The sequence below is a fragment of the Falsiphaeobacter marinintestinus genome (assembly GCF_007923355.1).
Taxonomy (GTDB): domain Bacteria; phylum Pseudomonadota; class Alphaproteobacteria; order Rhodobacterales; family Rhodobacteraceae; genus Phaeobacter_A; species Phaeobacter_A marinintestinus.
This window is the reverse complement of sequence record NZ_VOGO01000006.1, coordinates 49,879-65,144: the sequence shown is the minus strand read 5'-3', so window position 1 is coordinate 65,144 and position 15,266 is coordinate 49,879. Positions and strand designations below refer to the sequence as shown.

The 15,266-nt window shown below is 61.1% G+C and carries 13 protein-coding genes; 8 read left to right on the top strand and 5 right to left on the bottom strand.

Annotated elements, in window-relative coordinates; translation table 11 throughout:
- Positions 1-23: 23 nt before the first annotated feature.
- Complete coding sequence (locus FOY56_RS13910; protein WP_146346467.1) at positions 24-1,061, bottom strand: permease; 1,038 nt, start codon at positions 1,059-1,061, stop codon at positions 24-26.
- Positions 1,054-1,362 (bottom strand): ArsR/SmtB family transcription factor, encoded by a 309-nt coding sequence (locus tag FOY56_RS13905; protein WP_146346466.1) that lies wholly within the window; start codon positions 1,360-1,362, stop codon positions 1,054-1,056. Before FOY56_RS13905 ends, FOY56_RS13910 begins: the two co-directional genes overlap by 8 nt.
- 122 nt (positions 1,363-1,484) lie before the next feature.
- On the opposite strand from FOY56_RS13905, the gene FOY56_RS13900 reads away from it, so the two are divergent.
- The 4 genes from FOY56_RS13900 to FOY56_RS13885 all read left to right on the top strand — a co-directional run bounded on the left by FOY56_RS13900 (position 1,485) and on the right by FOY56_RS13885 (position 6,706).
- Positions 1,485-2,123 carry a glutathione S-transferase family protein gene (locus tag FOY56_RS13900; protein ID WP_146346465.1) on the top strand — a complete coding sequence of 213 codons (639 nt, stop codon included), beginning with the start codon at positions 1,485-1,487 and terminating at the stop codon, positions 2,121-2,123.
- Between the two features lie 55 nt (positions 2,124-2,178).
- Positions 2,179-3,651, top strand: a complete 1,473-nt coding sequence (gene pdxR, locus FOY56_RS13895) for a MocR-like pyridoxine biosynthesis transcription factor PdxR (RefSeq protein WP_146346464.1) — start codon at positions 2,179-2,181, stop codon at positions 3,649-3,651.
- 109 nt (positions 3,652-3,760) lie between these two features.
- Positions 3,761-5,542 carry a sulfoacetaldehyde acetyltransferase gene (gene xsc, locus FOY56_RS13890; RefSeq protein WP_146346463.1) on the top strand — a complete coding sequence of 594 codons (1,782 nt, stop codon included), beginning with the start codon at positions 3,761-3,763 and terminating at the stop codon, positions 5,540-5,542.
- 3 nt (positions 5,543-5,545) lie between these two features.
- Positions 5,546-6,706 carry an acetate/propionate family kinase gene (locus FOY56_RS13885; protein WP_146346462.1) on the top strand — a complete coding sequence of 387 codons (1,161 nt, stop codon included), beginning with the start codon at positions 5,546-5,548 and terminating at the stop codon, positions 6,704-6,706.
- 7 nt (positions 6,707-6,713) lie between these two features.
- On the opposite strand, the gene FOY56_RS13880 is transcribed toward FOY56_RS13885, so the two are convergent.
- A complete protein-coding gene (locus FOY56_RS13880; RefSeq protein WP_146346461.1) occupies positions 6,714-7,565 on the bottom strand; it encodes a phosphate acyltransferase in 852 nt (283 codons plus the stop codon).
- Between the two features lie 33 nt (positions 7,566-7,598).
- Here FOY56_RS13880 and FOY56_RS13875 point away from each other — a divergent pair, with 33 nt between their 5' ends.
- The 4 genes from FOY56_RS13875 to FOY56_RS13860 all read left to right on the top strand — a co-directional run bounded on the left by FOY56_RS13875 (position 7,599) and on the right by FOY56_RS13860 (position 13,345).
- Positions 7,599-8,735 carry a citrate/2-methylcitrate synthase gene (locus FOY56_RS13875; RefSeq protein ID WP_146346460.1) on the top strand — a complete coding sequence of 379 codons (1,137 nt, stop codon included), beginning with the start codon at positions 7,599-7,601 and terminating at the stop codon, positions 8,733-8,735.
- 92 nt (positions 8,736-8,827) lie between these two features.
- Entirely contained in the window at positions 8,828-11,662 is a 2,835-nt protein-coding gene (locus FOY56_RS13870; protein WP_146346459.1) for a molybdopterin oxidoreductase family protein, read from the top strand.
- 55 nt (positions 11,663-11,717) lie between these two features.
- Positions 11,718-12,473: a 4Fe-4S dicluster domain-containing protein gene (locus FOY56_RS13865; RefSeq protein WP_146346458.1), complete on the top strand. Its 756-nt coding sequence runs from the start codon at positions 11,718-11,720 to the stop codon at positions 12,471-12,473.
- The gene (locus FOY56_RS13860) at positions 12,473-13,345 is read left to right on the top strand and encodes a dimethyl sulfoxide reductase anchor subunit family protein (RefSeq protein WP_146346457.1); all 873 of its coding nucleotides are present in this window, start codon (positions 12,473-12,475) and stop codon (positions 13,343-13,345) included. The genes FOY56_RS13865 and FOY56_RS13860 overlap by 1 nt, the downstream gene beginning before the upstream one ends.
- Before the next feature lie 2 nt (positions 13,346-13,347).
- Here FOY56_RS13860 and FOY56_RS13855 read toward each other — a convergent pair whose 3' ends face one another.
- Entirely contained in the window at positions 13,348-14,511 is a 1,164-nt protein-coding gene (locus FOY56_RS13855) for a M20 aminoacylase family protein (protein WP_146346456.1), read from the bottom strand.
- Positions 14,512-14,750: 239 nt separating this feature from the next.
- The gene (locus tag FOY56_RS13850; RefSeq protein WP_146346455.1) at positions 14,751-15,167 is read right to left on the bottom strand and encodes a VOC family protein; all 417 of its coding nucleotides are present in this window, start codon (positions 15,165-15,167) and stop codon (positions 14,751-14,753) included.
- Positions 15,168-15,266: the final 99 nt, after the last annotated feature.

Sequence of the window (15,266 nt, the reverse complement as noted above, 5' to 3'; positions counted from 1 at the left end):
GCGCGGGGGGCAGCGCCCCCTGGTTACATCACCATTTGGAACAACACCCCCGACAAGATCGCCCCGATCACGCCCAGCCCCAGATATGTGGCGAAGACCCGTGGTTTCACCAACGACCAAACTGCGGTCATCGCAGGGATCGAACTCACGGCGCCTGCAATCATGAACGACATGGCAGCCCCTGCGCTCATGCCCTGCTCCATCAGCCCTGCCAACAAGGGCGGCGCAACGTAAGAGTTCAGATAGGCCGGCATCCCGACAAAGGCCGCGATGACCACCGGAACCACGCCTTCGCCGCCAACAAGCCCCGCGATCAGATCGGCCGGGACGTACTGCACCAACAGCGCTTCCAGCACATAGGCCAGCGCCAGCCACTTCAGCAGAAACACTCCGTTCGAGACCAGCTCGGCCCGGAAAATCTGGCGGCGCGGCTCTTCTTCCCAGAACCGCCAATGCGGCTTTCCGTCCAGCTTCGGGCCACTTCCACAGCATCCGGTTTTTGGGCGGGCTTTCAGAGGGTTCGCAAATCCGCCCTGTGTCATCAGCGCCTTGACGATGAACCCACCGAACAGGCCCAGCGCAACGGCAACCACCGCCTTGCCAATAGCAAACGGCCAGCCCAGCGCACCCGCTGTGATCAGTAAGGTTGGCGGGTCGATCAAAGGCGAGCTTAACCAGAACGCCATTACGGCTGACAGCGGCGCGCCCAGAGCCAAAAGGCCTGCGATAAACGGGATCACCTCGCACGAACAAAACGGTGCCAGCCCGCCGAACAGCGCCGCCATGAAGATCATCCGAACCTCGCGCCCTTCAAAGGCGCGCGCCACGACAACCTCGGCCCCGGTGGCCTTGAGGTAAGCCAACAACAGCACCGCGAACACGATGTACTGCGCTGTGTGTGCCAGCGCTTTGGCTGCAAAGATCACCGTGCTGGTGAAATTGCCCGGGTCCAGCACCGCCACCGCCAACAGCAACCCGACAATCACTGCCCAGGGTGTTTTCAACATCTCGGTGAGCGTTTTCAGCGTGGCTCCCGACTGGTTTTGAGTGGTGTCAGCCATTGTTCGCGGCCCTTTGCTCTTGATCGGCGCAGCATTCAGCCAGAATAAACTGCGCCAGTCGTTCCAGTGATGCAAATGACGCCCGGTTGATCACCGTGCGCCCGACTTTTTCCTGCTCGACCAGCCCACCGGCGGCGAGAAATTTCAGATGATGCGCCAGGGTCGAGGGCGCGATTTCGGTCCGGTCCTGAATGTCACTGACCGTCAACCCCGGCTCACCCGCGCGGATCAGGGTGCGCAGCACCTTTAGCCGCGCCTCTGATCCCATGGCCGCAAACCCCTGTGCTGCCGTTTCCCACATGATCGAATCTCCATTTAACTAGTTTTATAGTTATATTGGCAAACAAGAACTGGCAACCCCTGATTGCCCGGCTGGAGTTCACACGGCAAATGCCTCACACTGCCCCCAAAGGATATCGCCATATGCTTGAGATCTGGGGACGCAAAACATCATCCAATGTTCAGGCCCTGATGTGGGCTGTGGGCGAACTGAACCTGCCGTTCACCCGCCATGACATCGGTCACCGGTTCGGCGGCACCGACACACCCGGCTTCCTGGCGCTTAATCCCAATGGTACCGTCCCGGTGCTACGCGATGGCGATGGCCACACGCTGTGGGAAACCGGTGCAATCCTTCGGTATCTGGCCGCGCAATACGGCAGTGACACCTTCTGGCCCGTCGCCCCATCCCCCCGCGCCAATGTCGACAAATGGGCTGAATGGGCAAAGCTTAACGTTGCCCAAACCTTCACCGTACCCGTGTTCTGGCGCGTGGTCCGAACACCGGCAGATCAGCAGGACCCACAGGTCATTCAGTCGGCGGTGACCACCTTGGAACGATCCCTCGCCATTGCCGAGGCACAACTCGTCAAGCACGACTTTCTGGCAGGGCAGGACTTCACGCTGGCAGATATTCAGCTTGGCCATGTCCTGTACCGATACTACGACATCGCAATTGACCGGGCTCCAATGCCCGCCCTGCGCAGCTATTACGACCGGCTGACCCAGCGCCCGGCATACCGCGACCACGTCATGATCTCGTATGACGAATTGCGTGCTTAAATCGCGCTTGTAAGACCAGATTGCAGCCCGGATAAGTCCACTCTATCCTGCCCCTATGGCAATCTCGGTCGAAACCTTCTTTCTCAGTCCCGATGCGTCCGGCACCTTGCAGGCCAAGGTCCAGCAGATGATTGCCGAAGGCATCCTGTCGGGCCGCTTTCACGTCGGGGAAAAGCTGCCTTCGTCGCGCAAGCTTGCGGCGCACCTGGGCGTCAGCCGGATCACGGTGACGCTGGCCTATACCGAACTGGTCGCCAACGACTATCTGACCTCGCAAGGCCGATCCGGGTATTTCGTATCCGAAAACGCCCCGATCCCGCCGGTCTATACGCCCCCGCCCAAAAGCCACGACACCGTGGATTGGTCGCGCGCTATTGCGCAGCGGTTTACCGGAGGCGACACCCCGCGCAAGCCCGACGACTGGCGCGATTATCGCTATCCGTTCATCTATGGTCAGGTCGATCCCACCCTGTTTGATCATGCCAACTGGCGGCTGTGTGCGCTGCGCGCGCTGGGTCAAAAGGATTTCGCATCGCTGACATCCGACTACTTCGATCAGGACGACCCGTTGCTGATCGAATACATCGCCCGCCACACCCTGCCGCGCCGCGGGATCACCGCGCGGCCCGAAGAGATCCTGATCACCATGGGGGCGCAAAACGCCCTGTGGCTGACCGCGCGGATCCTGTTGAACCGGCAACGTACCGCCGCAATCGAAGATCCCAGCTATTATGCGCTGCGCGATCTTCTGAACCATGCGCGCTGCCGCCTTGTCCCTTTGCGGGTGGACGCAGACGGCTTGCCGCCCCAGTCGATCCCGCCTGATACCGACGTCATTTATACAACCCCCAGCCACCAGTCGCCGACCACGGCCACGATGCCGATGTCGCGGCGACACGAGCTTTTGGACCGGGCCCGCGATCTGGACGCGCTGATCGTGGAAGATGACTATGAATTCGAGATGTCGTTTCTGGCCGCCCCTTATCCGGCGCTGAAGTCGATTGATCGGGATGGCCGTGTAATTTATGTCGGCAGCTTTTCCAAATCTCTGTTTCCCGGGCTCAGGCTGGGCTACCTTGTCGGGTCAGAACGCTTCATCCGCGAGGCTCGCGCCCTACGCGCCTCGATGCTGCGTCACCCGCCGGGTCATATCCAGCGCACCGCCGCCTATTTCCTGTCGCTGGGTCACTATGACAGCCAGATCCGGCGCATGGGCAACGCCCTGCACACCCGCCGGCAAGTGCTGGAACAGGCCATCGACGCGCATGGCCTGACGATTGCGGGGCGCGGCGTTTATGGCGGGTCGTCGCTTTGGATGCAGGCCCCGCCACAGGTCGACACTGCGAAACTGGCAAGTCGGCTTGTCAGGGACAGCACCTTTATCGAACCCGGCGCCCCGTTCTTCGCCGGTCCGGACCGGCCCCGGAATTTTTATAGACTTGGCTATTCTTCGATCCTGTCTGAACGTATTCCCGAGGGCATCGCGCTGATCGCCAATGCCATGGGTGAAGCTGAAGACTGGACCTAAGCGGCCCTTCAGACTGGCCCTAACCCACGCCCGCAGCACCCCCTAAACCAGACTCCAAAACCGGCCTTTACTGGGACCGGACCAATCTGTTGTACCGGGAGTGCCACTGATGAAAATGACCACCGAAGAAGCTTTTGTTAAGGTGCTCCAGCAGCACGGTATCGAACACGCCTTTGGCATTATCGGGTCGGCCATGATGCCGATCTCCGATCTGTTTCCGCAAGCAGGCATCATGTTCTGGGACTGCGCCCACGAAGGCTCGGCCGGCATGATGAGCGACGGGTACACCCGCGCCACCGGCAAGATGTCGATGATGATCGCTCAGAACGGTCCCGGCATCACCAACTTCGTGACCGCCGTCAAAACAGCCTACTGGAATCACACACCGCTGCTGCTGGTGACCCCGCAGGCCGCCAACAAAACCATCGGTCAGGGCGGTTTTCAGGAAGTCGAACAGATGAAACTGTTCGAAGACATGGTTGCCTATCAGGAAGAGGTCCGTGATCCGTCCCGCGTGGCCGAGGTGCTGACCCGTGTGATTTCTCAGGCCAAGCGTCTGTCGGGCCCTGCCCAGATCAACATCCCGCGCGATTACTGGACCCAGATCGTCGACATCACCATCCCCGAGCCGATTGAATTCGAAACCTCGCCCGGCGGCACCAATTCGGTGGCCGAGGCCGCGGCGCTGATCTCTTCCGCCAAGAACCCGGTGATCCTGAACGGCGCCGGCGTGGTCCTGTCACCCGGCGGCATCGCGGCGTCGATGGCGCTCGCCGAACGTCTGGATGCACCGGTTTGCGTTGGCTATCAGCACAACGACGCGTTCCCCGGCTCGCACCCGCTGTTTGCCGGTCCTCTGGGCTATAACGGCTCTAAAGCAGGCATGGAGCTCATCAAGGACGCCGACGTTATTCTGGCCCTTGGCACCCGTCTGAACCCGTTCTCGACCCTGCCCGGCTATGGCATGGAATACTGGCCTGCGGATGCGAAAATCATCCAGGTCGACATCAACCCGAACCGGATCGGCCTGACCAAAAAGGTTACCGTCGGCATCGTCGGGGATGCGGCCAAAGTGGCTGACGGCATTCGCGCCCAGCTGGCCGAAGACGCTGGCGACGCGGGTCGCGCTGACCGTAAGGCCCGCGTGGCCCAAGCCAAATCGACATGGGCACAACAGCTGTCGTCGATGGACCACGAAGAGGACGATCCGGGCACAACCTGGAACGAACGCGCCCGCGCCGACAAACCCGACTGGATGAGCCCCCGCATGGCATGGCGTGCAATCCAGTCCGCCCTTCCGCGCGAAGCCATCATCAGCTCGGACATCGGCAACAACTGCGCCATCGGCAACGCCTATCCGGACTTTGACGAAGGCCGCAAATACCTGGCCCCCGGTCTGTTCGGCCCCTGCGGATACGGCCTGCCCGCCATTGTTGGCGCCAAGATCGGCCAACCAAATGTTCCGGTCTGTGGCTTTGCAGGTGACGGCGCCTTCGGGATTGCCGTGAACGAACTGACCGCGATTGGCCGGGGCGAATGGCCCGCCGTGACGCAAATCGTGTTTCGCAACTATCAGTGGGGCGCGGAAAAGCGAAACTCGACCCTGTGGTTCGACGATAACTTTGTCGGAACCGAGCTGGATACAGACGTGTCTTATGCTGGCATCGCGCAGGCCTGTGGTCTGCAAGGCGTCGTTGCCCGCACCATGGACGAACTGAGGGCCGCGCTGACCAAGGCCATCGACGACCAGATGAACCACGGCAAGACCACCCTGATCGAAGCCATGATCAACCAGGAACTGGGCGAACCCTTCCGCCGCGACGCGATGAAAAAGCCCGTCGCCGTGGCCGGGATCGACGCCGCGGACATGCGTCCGCAGCAGGCCGGCTAAGCAATGGCGCGACCCGGTCTTTCAAGCCCCATTCTGGTGCTCAACGCTGGGTCGTCGTCGATCAAGTTCGCGGTTTTTGACGGCGACCTGACCGAACAGATCACAGGCATCGCCGAAGGAATCGGCGGTGCCTCTTCTTTGACCGTCACTGGTCAAAAGCGCGATATGCCCTTTATCGACCACCGGGCCGCACTGAAAGCCGTTCTGGCGGCGCTCAAAGCACAAGGCATCGCAGTTACCGATTTGCGCGCAGCGGCCCATCGCGTGGTGCATGGCGGTCGCAAGCTGACAGCACCGGTCAAGATCAACGTCGAAGTCCGCGCCGAGATCGCCTCGTGCACGCCGCTGGCCCCGCTGCACAACCCACACAACTTGGCCGCAGTCGACACTTTGGCCGAAATCGCACCCGAGCTGCCGCAATATGCCAGCTTTGACACATCGTTCCATTCCACCAACCCGGATGTCGCGACGCGCTATGCGATCCCACGCATGATGGAGACCAAAGGCATCCGCCGCTATGGGTTTCACGGCCTCAGCTACGCGTCACTGGTGCAGAACCTGCCCGAGATTTCGGGGGAAAAACTGCCCTCACGCCTGCTCGCCTTTCACCTTGGCAACGGTGCATCGCTTTGTGCCATCAAAAACGGCCAGTCGATCGCGACGACAATGGGATACTCGCCGCTGGACGGCCTGACGATGGGCACACGCTCGGGTGGCATCGACGCCAATGCCGTGTTGCGTCTGGTCGAAGAAAACGGGCTTGAACGCACCAAGGCGATCCTGAACCACGAAAGCGGGCTTTTGGGTCTGTCCGGCGGCAAATCCGACATGCGCAACCTGATGGTCGACCCCTCTGCCGACAGTGCCTTTGCGATTGAACATTTCTGTTATTGGTCGCTGCGCCATGCCGGGTCTCTGATTGCCGCGATGGAGGGGCTTGACGCGATTGCCTTTACCGGCGGGATTGGTGAGAACGCGGTCGGTGTACGCGCCCGCATCCTGCGGTCGCTGGAATGGATCGGTGTGCGGATGAACCCGGATGCCAACCACGCCCGCAAAGCACGGCTGCATGCGGAAACCTCGAAAATCGCAGTCTGGGTCATCCCCGCCGAAGAAGAACGCATGATCGCCATGGACGCGACCGCCCTGATGGAGGCCGCGTGATGCGCGTTTACGCCAGCGCCAGCGCGACCACTGTGGCATTCACGATGTCATCCACCGTCGCCCCCCGGCTGAGGTCGCAAACCGGTTTGCGAAACCCCTGCAGGATCGGCCCCAACGCCTGTGCGCCGGCCAGTTCCTGCGCCAGTTTGTACGCGATGTTCCCGGAATCGAGATCAGGAAAGATCAGCACATTCGCATCCCCCGCCCCAAGTCCCTTTTTCGCGGCCACGCTTGGGTTCAGCGCAGCGTCCCCCTGGACCGGCCCGACAAATCCGGTGGCCTCGGCTGCCGCCCGCACCTTGTCTACGCTCTCGCCTGCGCCAGAGCTGCCTGTCGAAAACGACAACAGCGCCACGCGCGCATCGCCCAACAGCGCAGTCCCGCTCCGTTCGGACGCCCGCGCGATTTCGGCAAGCGCATCGGCATCGGGCGACACATTCAGCCCACAGTCCGCAAAGATCAACTCGCGCCCGTCCGGAAACCGCATCAGGAAGAACGACGATGGCAGCGCCACATCTGGTGCCAAACCGATAGCAATGCTTGCGGCTTCGATGACCTTCTTGGTCGATGCCACGGCCCCGGCCACCATCGCGTCGGCCTCACCTGCCGCAACCATCGCGGCTGCCCGATACAACGGTCGGGCCAGCATGCGGCGGGCCAAAGCCTCTTTCATGCCGCGCGCCTCAACCAAAGCCGCGACAAGCGCGTCTGTCACGCCACCGGGTTCAACCGGCTCACAAACACCTTCGGCCCGCAGCCGGTCCATCGCCTGTGCGATCCGGTCGTCTTCCGCTTCCGGAAACACGACCCGGGCATTTTGCCCCTTCGCCCGGTCAAGGGCCCGTTTCATTGCCGACATACATTCCCCCTTTTCGCTCCGAAGGAGACAGCGATGACCGAAAACGTCAAGATAAACCGTGGACTTAAGGGCATCTATTTCGAGCGCTGCGGCGTCAGTGACATCGACGGCTCCAAGGGCGAGCTCAGCTATCGTGGCTATTCGATCCACGATCTGGCAACAAAATCGACCTTCGAAGAAGTCAGCTATCTGCTGATTTACGGTGAATTGCCGACCCCGGCTGAACTTGCCGATTTCGACGCCAAACTGAAGGCCGCCCGCGTTTTGCCCGCACCGGTTCTCGACATCATCGCATCCTGCAAGGATGGCCACCCGATGGACGTTCTGCGCACTGCCGTGTCCGCACTCGCCGCGCTGGAGCCTGACAGCCACAAGGTCGGCGAAGAGGCGTTTATCGGCAACGGTATCCGCCTGACCAGCCAGGTCCCGATGATCATTGCCGCGCACGAAGCCCTGCGCAATGGCCGCGCCCCTGTCGCCGCTGACCCCGATCTGTCGCACGCCGCCAACTGGCTGTGGATGCTGAAGGGCGAAAAGCCGTCCGCAGATGCCGCTCGTCTGGCCGATGTCGACTTCATCCTGCACGCCGAACACGGCAGCAACGCCTCCAGCTTTGCCGCGCGTGTCACTATCGGCACCGAAACCAACCTGCACGGCGGCATTGTCACGGCCCTGTCGACGCTGGCCGGCCCGGCCCACGGTGGCGCCGCCGAGGACGTCATGAAAATGGTGCAGGAGATCGGCAAACCCGAAAACGCCGCCGCCTATGTCAAAGCCAAGCGCAGCGCCCGCGAGGCCGTCACCGGCTTTGGCCACCGTGTCTATCGCAAGGAAGACCCCCGCGCCCGCCACATGCGCGATGGCGTCAAACAACTGGGCGACGAAATGGGCGCGCCTGAATGGTACGAAATCCTGCAAGCGGTGGTCGACGCGATGCAGCCCTATGCCCGCCACGGGCTGAATGTGAACGTCGATTTCTATTCCGGCGTGATCTATCAGCTGCACGGCATCCCGATGGACCTGTACGTGCCGATCTTTGCCATTGGCCGCATGCCCGGCTGGATCATCCAGTGCATCGAACAACAGCGCCAGAACATCCTGATCCGGCCGCTGACACTCTACAATGGGCCCGAACCGCGCGCCTACATCCCAATGTCCGAGCGCGGCTGAGGTCACGGTCAGACACGACGACACATCAAAACATTCGCGTTTATGAGAATGTCATCATAACGTGCCGGGACAGTTCCGGAGGGAGAGATCAGATGGGCCACCAACAACCCGTTGTCGACACATCGCCAAAGGTCTCGGACGAGGTCCGCAAGACGACGTGCTATATGTGCGCCTGCCGATGTGGCATCAATGTTCATATGAAAGACGGCCAGGTCGCCTATATCGAAGGCAACAAGGACCATCCGGTGAACAAAGGCGTGCTGTGCGCCAAAGGGTCCGCCGGGATCATGCAGCACAATGCCCCGTCCCGCCTCAAAGCGCCTCTGAAACGCGTCGGTCCCCGCGGATCGGGCGAATACGAAGAAATATCGTGGGACGAAGCCCTTGACCTTGCCGTCAGCTGGCTGAAACCGATCCGCGAAGAAAACCCGGAAAAGCTCGCGTTCTTCACAGGCCGCGATCAATCGCAAAGCTTCACCAGCTTCTGGGCTCAGAATTACGGCACCCCCAACTATGCAGCCCACGGCGGCTTCTGCTCGGTCAACATGGCAGCCGCAGGTATCTACACCATGGGCGGCGCGTTCTGGGAATTCGGGCAACCCGATTGGGATCACACCAAACTGTTCATGCTGTTTGGCGTCGCCGAAGATCACGACAGCAACCCGATCAAGGCCGGCATCGGCAAGATCAAGGCTCGCAATGCCCGGGTCGTCAGCGTCAACCCGATCCGCACCGGGTATAACGCCGTGGCCAGCGACTGGGTTGGCATCACGCCGGGCACCGATGGTCTGTTCATCATGGCCCTGATCCACGAGCTGATGAAAGCCGGCCGGATAGATCTCAATTACCTTGCGCGCTTCACCAATGCGCCCTGCCTTGTGAACAGCGATCCGACATCGCCTGAACACGGCCTGCTGCTGCGCGATGACAACGACAAGACCCTTGTTATCGACCGCAACACAGGCACGCTGACCCCGTTTGACAAACCCGGCGTCCGCCCGGATCTGGCCGCCACATACGACCAAAACGGCATCACCCACCGCCCCGTGTTCCACCTGATGGCCGAACGCTATCTCGACCCGTGTTATGCCCCCGACGCCGTGGCCGAACGCACCGGCGTTCCCGCCGACCGCATCCGCGCCATCGCCGCAGAACTCGCCCGCGTCGCCTTTGATGAAGAGATCGCGCTCGACCGTGAATGGACCGACTTTCGCGGCGAAAAACACGCCAAGATGATCGGTCGCCCGGTCAGCTTCCATGCCATGCGCGGCATCAGCGCCCACTCGAACGGGTTCCAGACCTGCCGCGCCCTGCACGTCCTGCAAATCCTGCTCGGCACAGTCGAAGCTCCCGGCGGCTTCCGCTTCAAACCACCCTACCCCAAACCAGTCGAAGCCCACCCAAAACCGCATTGCGGCGTAACGCCCGGAGCGCCGCTGGACGGCCCGCATCTGGGCTTTGTGCGCGGCCCCGACGATCTGGCGCTGAAACCCGACGGCAGTCCGGCCCGCATCGACAAGGCCTTCACCTGGGACAACCCGATGAGTGCGCATGGCCTGATGCACATGGTAATCTCAAACGCTCATGCCGGAGATCCCTACAAGATCGACACCCTGTTCATGTACATGGCCAACATGTCGTGGAACTCGTCCATGAACACTTCGGGCGTGATGGAGATGCTGACAGACACCGACGAAAACGGTGACTACGTCATCCCCAAAATCATCTACTCCGATGCCTATTCGTCCGAAATGGTCGCCTATGCCGACCTGATCCTGCCCGACACCACCTATCTTGAGCGCCACGACTGCATTTCATTGCTGGACCGTCCGATTTGCGAAGCAGACGCCGCCGCCGACGCAATCCGCTGGCCCGTGGTCGAACCCGACCGCAACGTGCGCGGCTTCCAGTCCGTTCTGGTTGATCTCGCCAACCGGATGCAACTGCCCGGCTTCACAAACGAAGACGGCAGCGCAAAATATCAGGATTACGCCGACTACATCACCAACCACGAACGCAAACCCGGCATCGGCCCGCTTGCGGGCTGGCGCACCGATCCCGAAGGTTCGGGGGTGGGTGGGACGTCGTCCGAAGGACGCGGGTCACCAAACCCCGACCAGATCCAGAATTACATCGACAATGGCGGTTTCTGGAGCACTCACATCCCCGAAGATGCTCAATACTACAAACCCTGGAACACAGCCTATCAGGACTGGGCCGTAAAGCTCGGCCTGTTCGACAGCCCACAGCCCTACCTCTTTCAACTCTATGTCGAACCCATGCGCCGCTTCCAGTTGGCCGCCGAAGGCCACGGTACACGCCAGCCTCCCGAGCACCTGCGCCAACAGATCATCGACAAACTCGATCCGCTGCCGATCTGGTACGAAGACGGCCCCAGCAACACCCAGTACCCGATCCGCGCGCTCACCCAACGCCCGATGGCGATGTATCACAGTTGGGGCAGCCAAAACGCATGGCTGCGCCAGCTTCACGGTCACAACCCGCTTTACGTGCCAACCAAGCTGATGCGCGAGAACAACTTGACGGATGGCGATTGGGCAAAGGTCACATCCCCGCACGGGCAAATCACCGTCCCGGTCATGGAAATGGCCGCGCTCAACGAAAACACCGTCTGGACGTGGAACGCGATTGGCAAACGCAAAGGCGCCTGGGCGCTGAAAGACACCGCGCCAGAAGCCACGCGCGGGTTCCTGCTGAACCACCTGATCCACGAACTCCTCCCCCCCAAAGGCGACGGTCTGCGCTGGTCGAACTCTGATCCGATTACCGGTCAGGCCGCGTGGTTTGATCTGCGGGTCCGGATGGAAAAAGTCCAAGCCCCCAGCGAAAGCCAACCCGCTATCCCGCCCGAAACATCCCCCGTTGGCACCGCCTCTGGCGATCTTGAATGGAAGACCGGCAAATGAGCGACAAAAATTTTCGTCGAAAATTTTCCACGCCAAGCGTCGAAGGAGCCTATCCATGACCACCCTTCCCACCGGAACTGACCGTAAACTGGGTCTCGTGATCGATCTCGACACCTGCGTTGGCTGCCATGCCTGTGTAATCTCGTGCAAAGGCTGGAACACTGAAAACTACGGCGCGCCCCTGTCCGATCAGGACGCTTACGGAGATCCTTCCGGCACCTTCCTGAACCGCGTCCATTCCTACGAGGTCGAACCCGCCGAAGGCGCCGCTCAACTCATCCACTTCCCGAAATCCTGCCTGCATTGCGACGACGCCCCCTGCGTCACCGTCTGTCCGACCGGCGCCAGTTACAAACGCACCGAAGACGGCATCGTGCTGGTCAACGAAAGCGATTGCATGGGCTGCGGGCTGTGCGCCTGGGCCTGCCCGTACGGTGCGCGCGAACTCGACCTTGCGGCTGGCATCATGAAAAAATGCACGCTCTGCGTCGACCGTATCTATAACGAAAACCTGCCCGAAGAAGACCGCGAACCCGCCTGCGTGCGCACCTGCCCCGCCGGTGCCCGCCATTTCGGAGACTTCAGTGACCCCGAAAGCGACGTCAGCCGCCTTGTCGCCGAACGTGGCGGTTTTGATCTGATGCCCGAACAGGGCACCAAACCGGTCAACAAATACTTGCCTCCGCGCCCCAAGGACAAACTGGAAACCGAAGCGCCTGCTGCCCTGCCCGCTGTCGCGACCGAGACCACCGGCTTCCTGTCATGGCTCGACAAGACCCTTGATCGTCTCCCCGGCGGAGGAGCGAACTGATGCATCCAGCCCCGTCTGTTATCCTTTTCACGTCGCTCTCGGGTCTCGGCTTTGGTCTCTTGTTCTGGCTGGGCTTTGGATATCCCGGTGTGACCGGCGGCACCGCCTTCGTTTTCTTCGCCATCGCCTATCTTCTGGCCGTCGGCGGGTTGATGGCGTCAACGTTTCACCTTGGCAAGAAATCAAACGCGATCAAAGCGTTCAGCCAATGGCGCAGCAGCTGGCTGAGCCGCGAGGCATGGCTGGCGGTAATCTCGCTGATTATCATGGGCCTCTACGGGGCGGGGCTGGTTTTCCTGGGCACACGCTGGACGCTTGTCGGATATGTCGGCGGCCTCCTTAGCCTTGCGACCGTGTTCAGCACATCGATGATCTATGCGCAGCTCAAATCGATCCCGCGCTGGAACATGCCGCTGACCCCGGCGCTGTTCCTCAGCTATGGACTGGCCGGTGGCGCGCTTCTGTCGGGGCAAATCGCAACAACCAAAGCTCTGCTCTTGGTGCTGGCCCTGGTTCAGGTTGCCTATTGGGCGCTTGGCGACCGGGCTCTGATCACGTCAGGCACGTCTATGGCCTCGGCCACGGGGTTGGGGAAAATCGGGGCCGTCAAGGCGTTCGAACCGCCCCATACCGGCACCAATTACCTGCTGCGTGAAATGGTCTATGTCGTTGGCCGCAAGCACAGCGCCAAGCTGCGGATCATCTCATTGCTCTTGGTGGCCGTCCTTCCAATGGCCTGCCTGCTGCTGCCGTTCAATCATCTTCTCGCGGCCCTTGCAGTGATCAGCCATATCGCAGGCGTCTTTGCTGCGCGCTGGCTGTTCTTTGCCGAGGCCGAGCATGTCGTCGGCCTCTATTATGGCAAGCGCTAAGGTCAGATTGGCAGGCGTTTTTCGACCATCCGCGCCATGATCGACGCGCCCACGGGCAGGATGTTGCGGTCAAGCTCAAAGGCCGGGTTGTGCAAGGCCACCGTCCCGGCATGCCCGACCCGGCAATAGGCCCCTGGCACGACTTTCAGCATGTCGGCGAAATCTTCGGACCCGGTGACCGGGGCATCGTTCGTTGTCACATTGTCGACACCCACAATATCCGCCGCGGCCTCGATATAGGCATCCGACAGGCCGGAATCGTTGACGAGCACGTCAAAGACGTTGCGCAGATCAACGGTGACCTCGACATCATGCGCCGCGCCAAACCCGTCGCAAATCGCCTGCATCCGCCCGGCGGCCAGCTCATAGATCTCGTCCTTGAAATACCGGATGGTCCCCGCCAGCGTCGCGGTTTCCGGCACCACGTTATAGGCCGATCCGGCGTGCAACTGGGTGATCGACAAAACACAGGTCTCCTGCGGCGGAATATTGCGGCTGAGGATGGTCTGCAATTGACCGGCCAGCGTCGCCGCAATCATCAGCGCATCGCGTGACATATGCGGGGCCGCCGCGTGGCTGCCGCGCCCAGCGATGTGGATGTCAAAGAACGCCGCCCCTGCCATCGCAGCCCCCTTGCAAATGCCAACCTTGCCCGGCGCACCATCGGGCGCATTGTGCATCCCGTAAATCTCGTCACAGGGAAACTGTTCGAACAAACCATCAGCCAGCATCTTGCGCGCGCCGCCCAACCCTTCTTCGGCAGGTTGAAACACCAAAACCGCCGTGCCCGCAAAATCGCGGGTTTCGGCCAGATATTTGGCCGCGCCAAGCAGCATCGTCGTGTGCCCGTCATGCCCACAGGCATGCATCACACCGGGGTTTGTCGATGCATACTCCAACCCCGTCACCTCGTGGATCGGCAACGCATCCATATCGGCCCGCAGCCCGACACGCCGGTTGCCCGCTGTCTTGCCATGTACCAGCGCCACAACCCCTGTCCCGCCCAGTCCGGTATGCACCTCGTCCACGCCATAGCTTTGCAGCTTGTCGGCCACGATGGCGCTGGTGCGGGTTTCCTCGAACCCCAATTCGGGGTGCGCGTGCAAATCCTTGAAAATGGCCTCAAGTTCAGAGGTGGCTTCGGCGATTGGCGGCAGAATGTTCATTGGGGCGTCCTTGCAATGGCAAAGGGGCACCGCAAAGCGCCCCGCGCCATGAGGATGGAAAACCGCACCGCTCGAGTCAACACCAGCCGCTCACAGGGGGCAGGGAATACGTCAACCGACCCAAAAAGCCGCTCTGATCAGCCAGCCCTTGCGGCGCAGGGCTGTTATTGCGGAAACCGAAAACCCTTTGGCACCTGCATTGGCTTTTGGACAAGGATCATGACGACGCGAAACCCGCGTTATCCGTCTCGTCCGGGTTCGTTCGGATCGTTGGAGAACAAGGCGATCTTGTTGCCCTGAGGGTCGCGAAGGTAGCCAACATAGAAATGAGGTCCATATGACGCGCGAAAGCCGGGCTGGCCCTCGTCAAAACCGCCTGCGGCAAGTGCTGCGGCGTGAAGGTCACGAACCTGCCTTTGATTTCGCGCCTCGAATGCGGTCATGGCACCGTTCCCAGCCGAGGCCGGACGCCCATCGAAGGTTGGCTTAACGTAAAAATCCGGCAGAACGGGAGCCTGCCCCGGCCCTATGGGCAGCGCATAGCTTAGGCCTTCAGGACCCTCTTTCAGCCCATAACCAAGGGCTGGCAGGAACGCCGAATAAAACCGTTTGGCGACAGCGATGTCATCAGCACCGACGGTTACATAGGCAATCATGCTGCGGGTTCCTTTCCAGAAGACCGTTTATCGGCATAGGCTTACCACATTTTGACACGCCAACACAGAGTCCAGGTCAATACGCGCAACGCCGCACAA

Excerpts from the sequence above, each read along its gene's own strand:
- FOY56_RS13910 (WP_146346467.1), bottom strand. The coding sequence starts at position 1,061 with ATGGCTGACACCACTCAAAACCAGTCGGGAGCCACGCTGAAAACGCTC.
- FOY56_RS13905 (WP_146346466.1), bottom strand. The coding sequence starts at position 1,362 with ATGTGGGAAACGGCAGCACAGGGGTTTGCGGCCATGGGATCAGAGGCG.
- FOY56_RS13900 (WP_146346465.1), top strand. The coding sequence starts at position 1,485 with ATGCTTGAGATCTGGGGACGCAAAACATCATCCAATGTTCAGGCCCTG.
- pdxR (WP_146346464.1), top strand. The coding sequence starts at position 2,179 with ATGGCAATCTCGGTCGAAACCTTCTTTCTCAGTCCCGATGCGTCCGGC.
- xsc (WP_146346463.1), top strand. The coding sequence starts at position 3,761 with ATGAAAATGACCACCGAAGAAGCTTTTGTTAAGGTGCTCCAGCAGCAC.
- FOY56_RS13885 (WP_146346462.1), top strand. The coding sequence starts at position 5,546 with ATGGCGCGACCCGGTCTTTCAAGCCCCATTCTGGTGCTCAACGCTGGG.
- FOY56_RS13880 (WP_146346461.1), bottom strand. The coding sequence starts at position 7,565 with ATGTCGGCAATGAAACGGGCCCTTGACCGGGCGAAGGGGCAAAATGCC.
- FOY56_RS13875 (WP_146346460.1), top strand. The coding sequence starts at position 7,599 with ATGACCGAAAACGTCAAGATAAACCGTGGACTTAAGGGCATCTATTTC.
- FOY56_RS13870 (WP_146346459.1), top strand. The coding sequence starts at position 8,828 with ATGGGCCACCAACAACCCGTTGTCGACACATCGCCAAAGGTCTCGGAC.
- FOY56_RS13865 (WP_146346458.1), top strand. The coding sequence starts at position 11,718 with ATGACCACCCTTCCCACCGGAACTGACCGTAAACTGGGTCTCGTGATC.
- FOY56_RS13860 (WP_146346457.1), top strand. The coding sequence starts at position 12,473 with ATGCATCCAGCCCCGTCTGTTATCCTTTTCACGTCGCTCTCGGGTCTC.
- FOY56_RS13855 (WP_146346456.1), bottom strand. The coding sequence starts at position 14,511 with ATGAACATTCTGCCGCCAATCGCCGAAGCCACCTCTGAACTTGAGGCC.
- FOY56_RS13850 (WP_146346455.1), bottom strand. The coding sequence starts at position 15,167 with ATGATTGCCTATGTAACCGTCGGTGCTGATGACATCGCTGTCGCCAAA.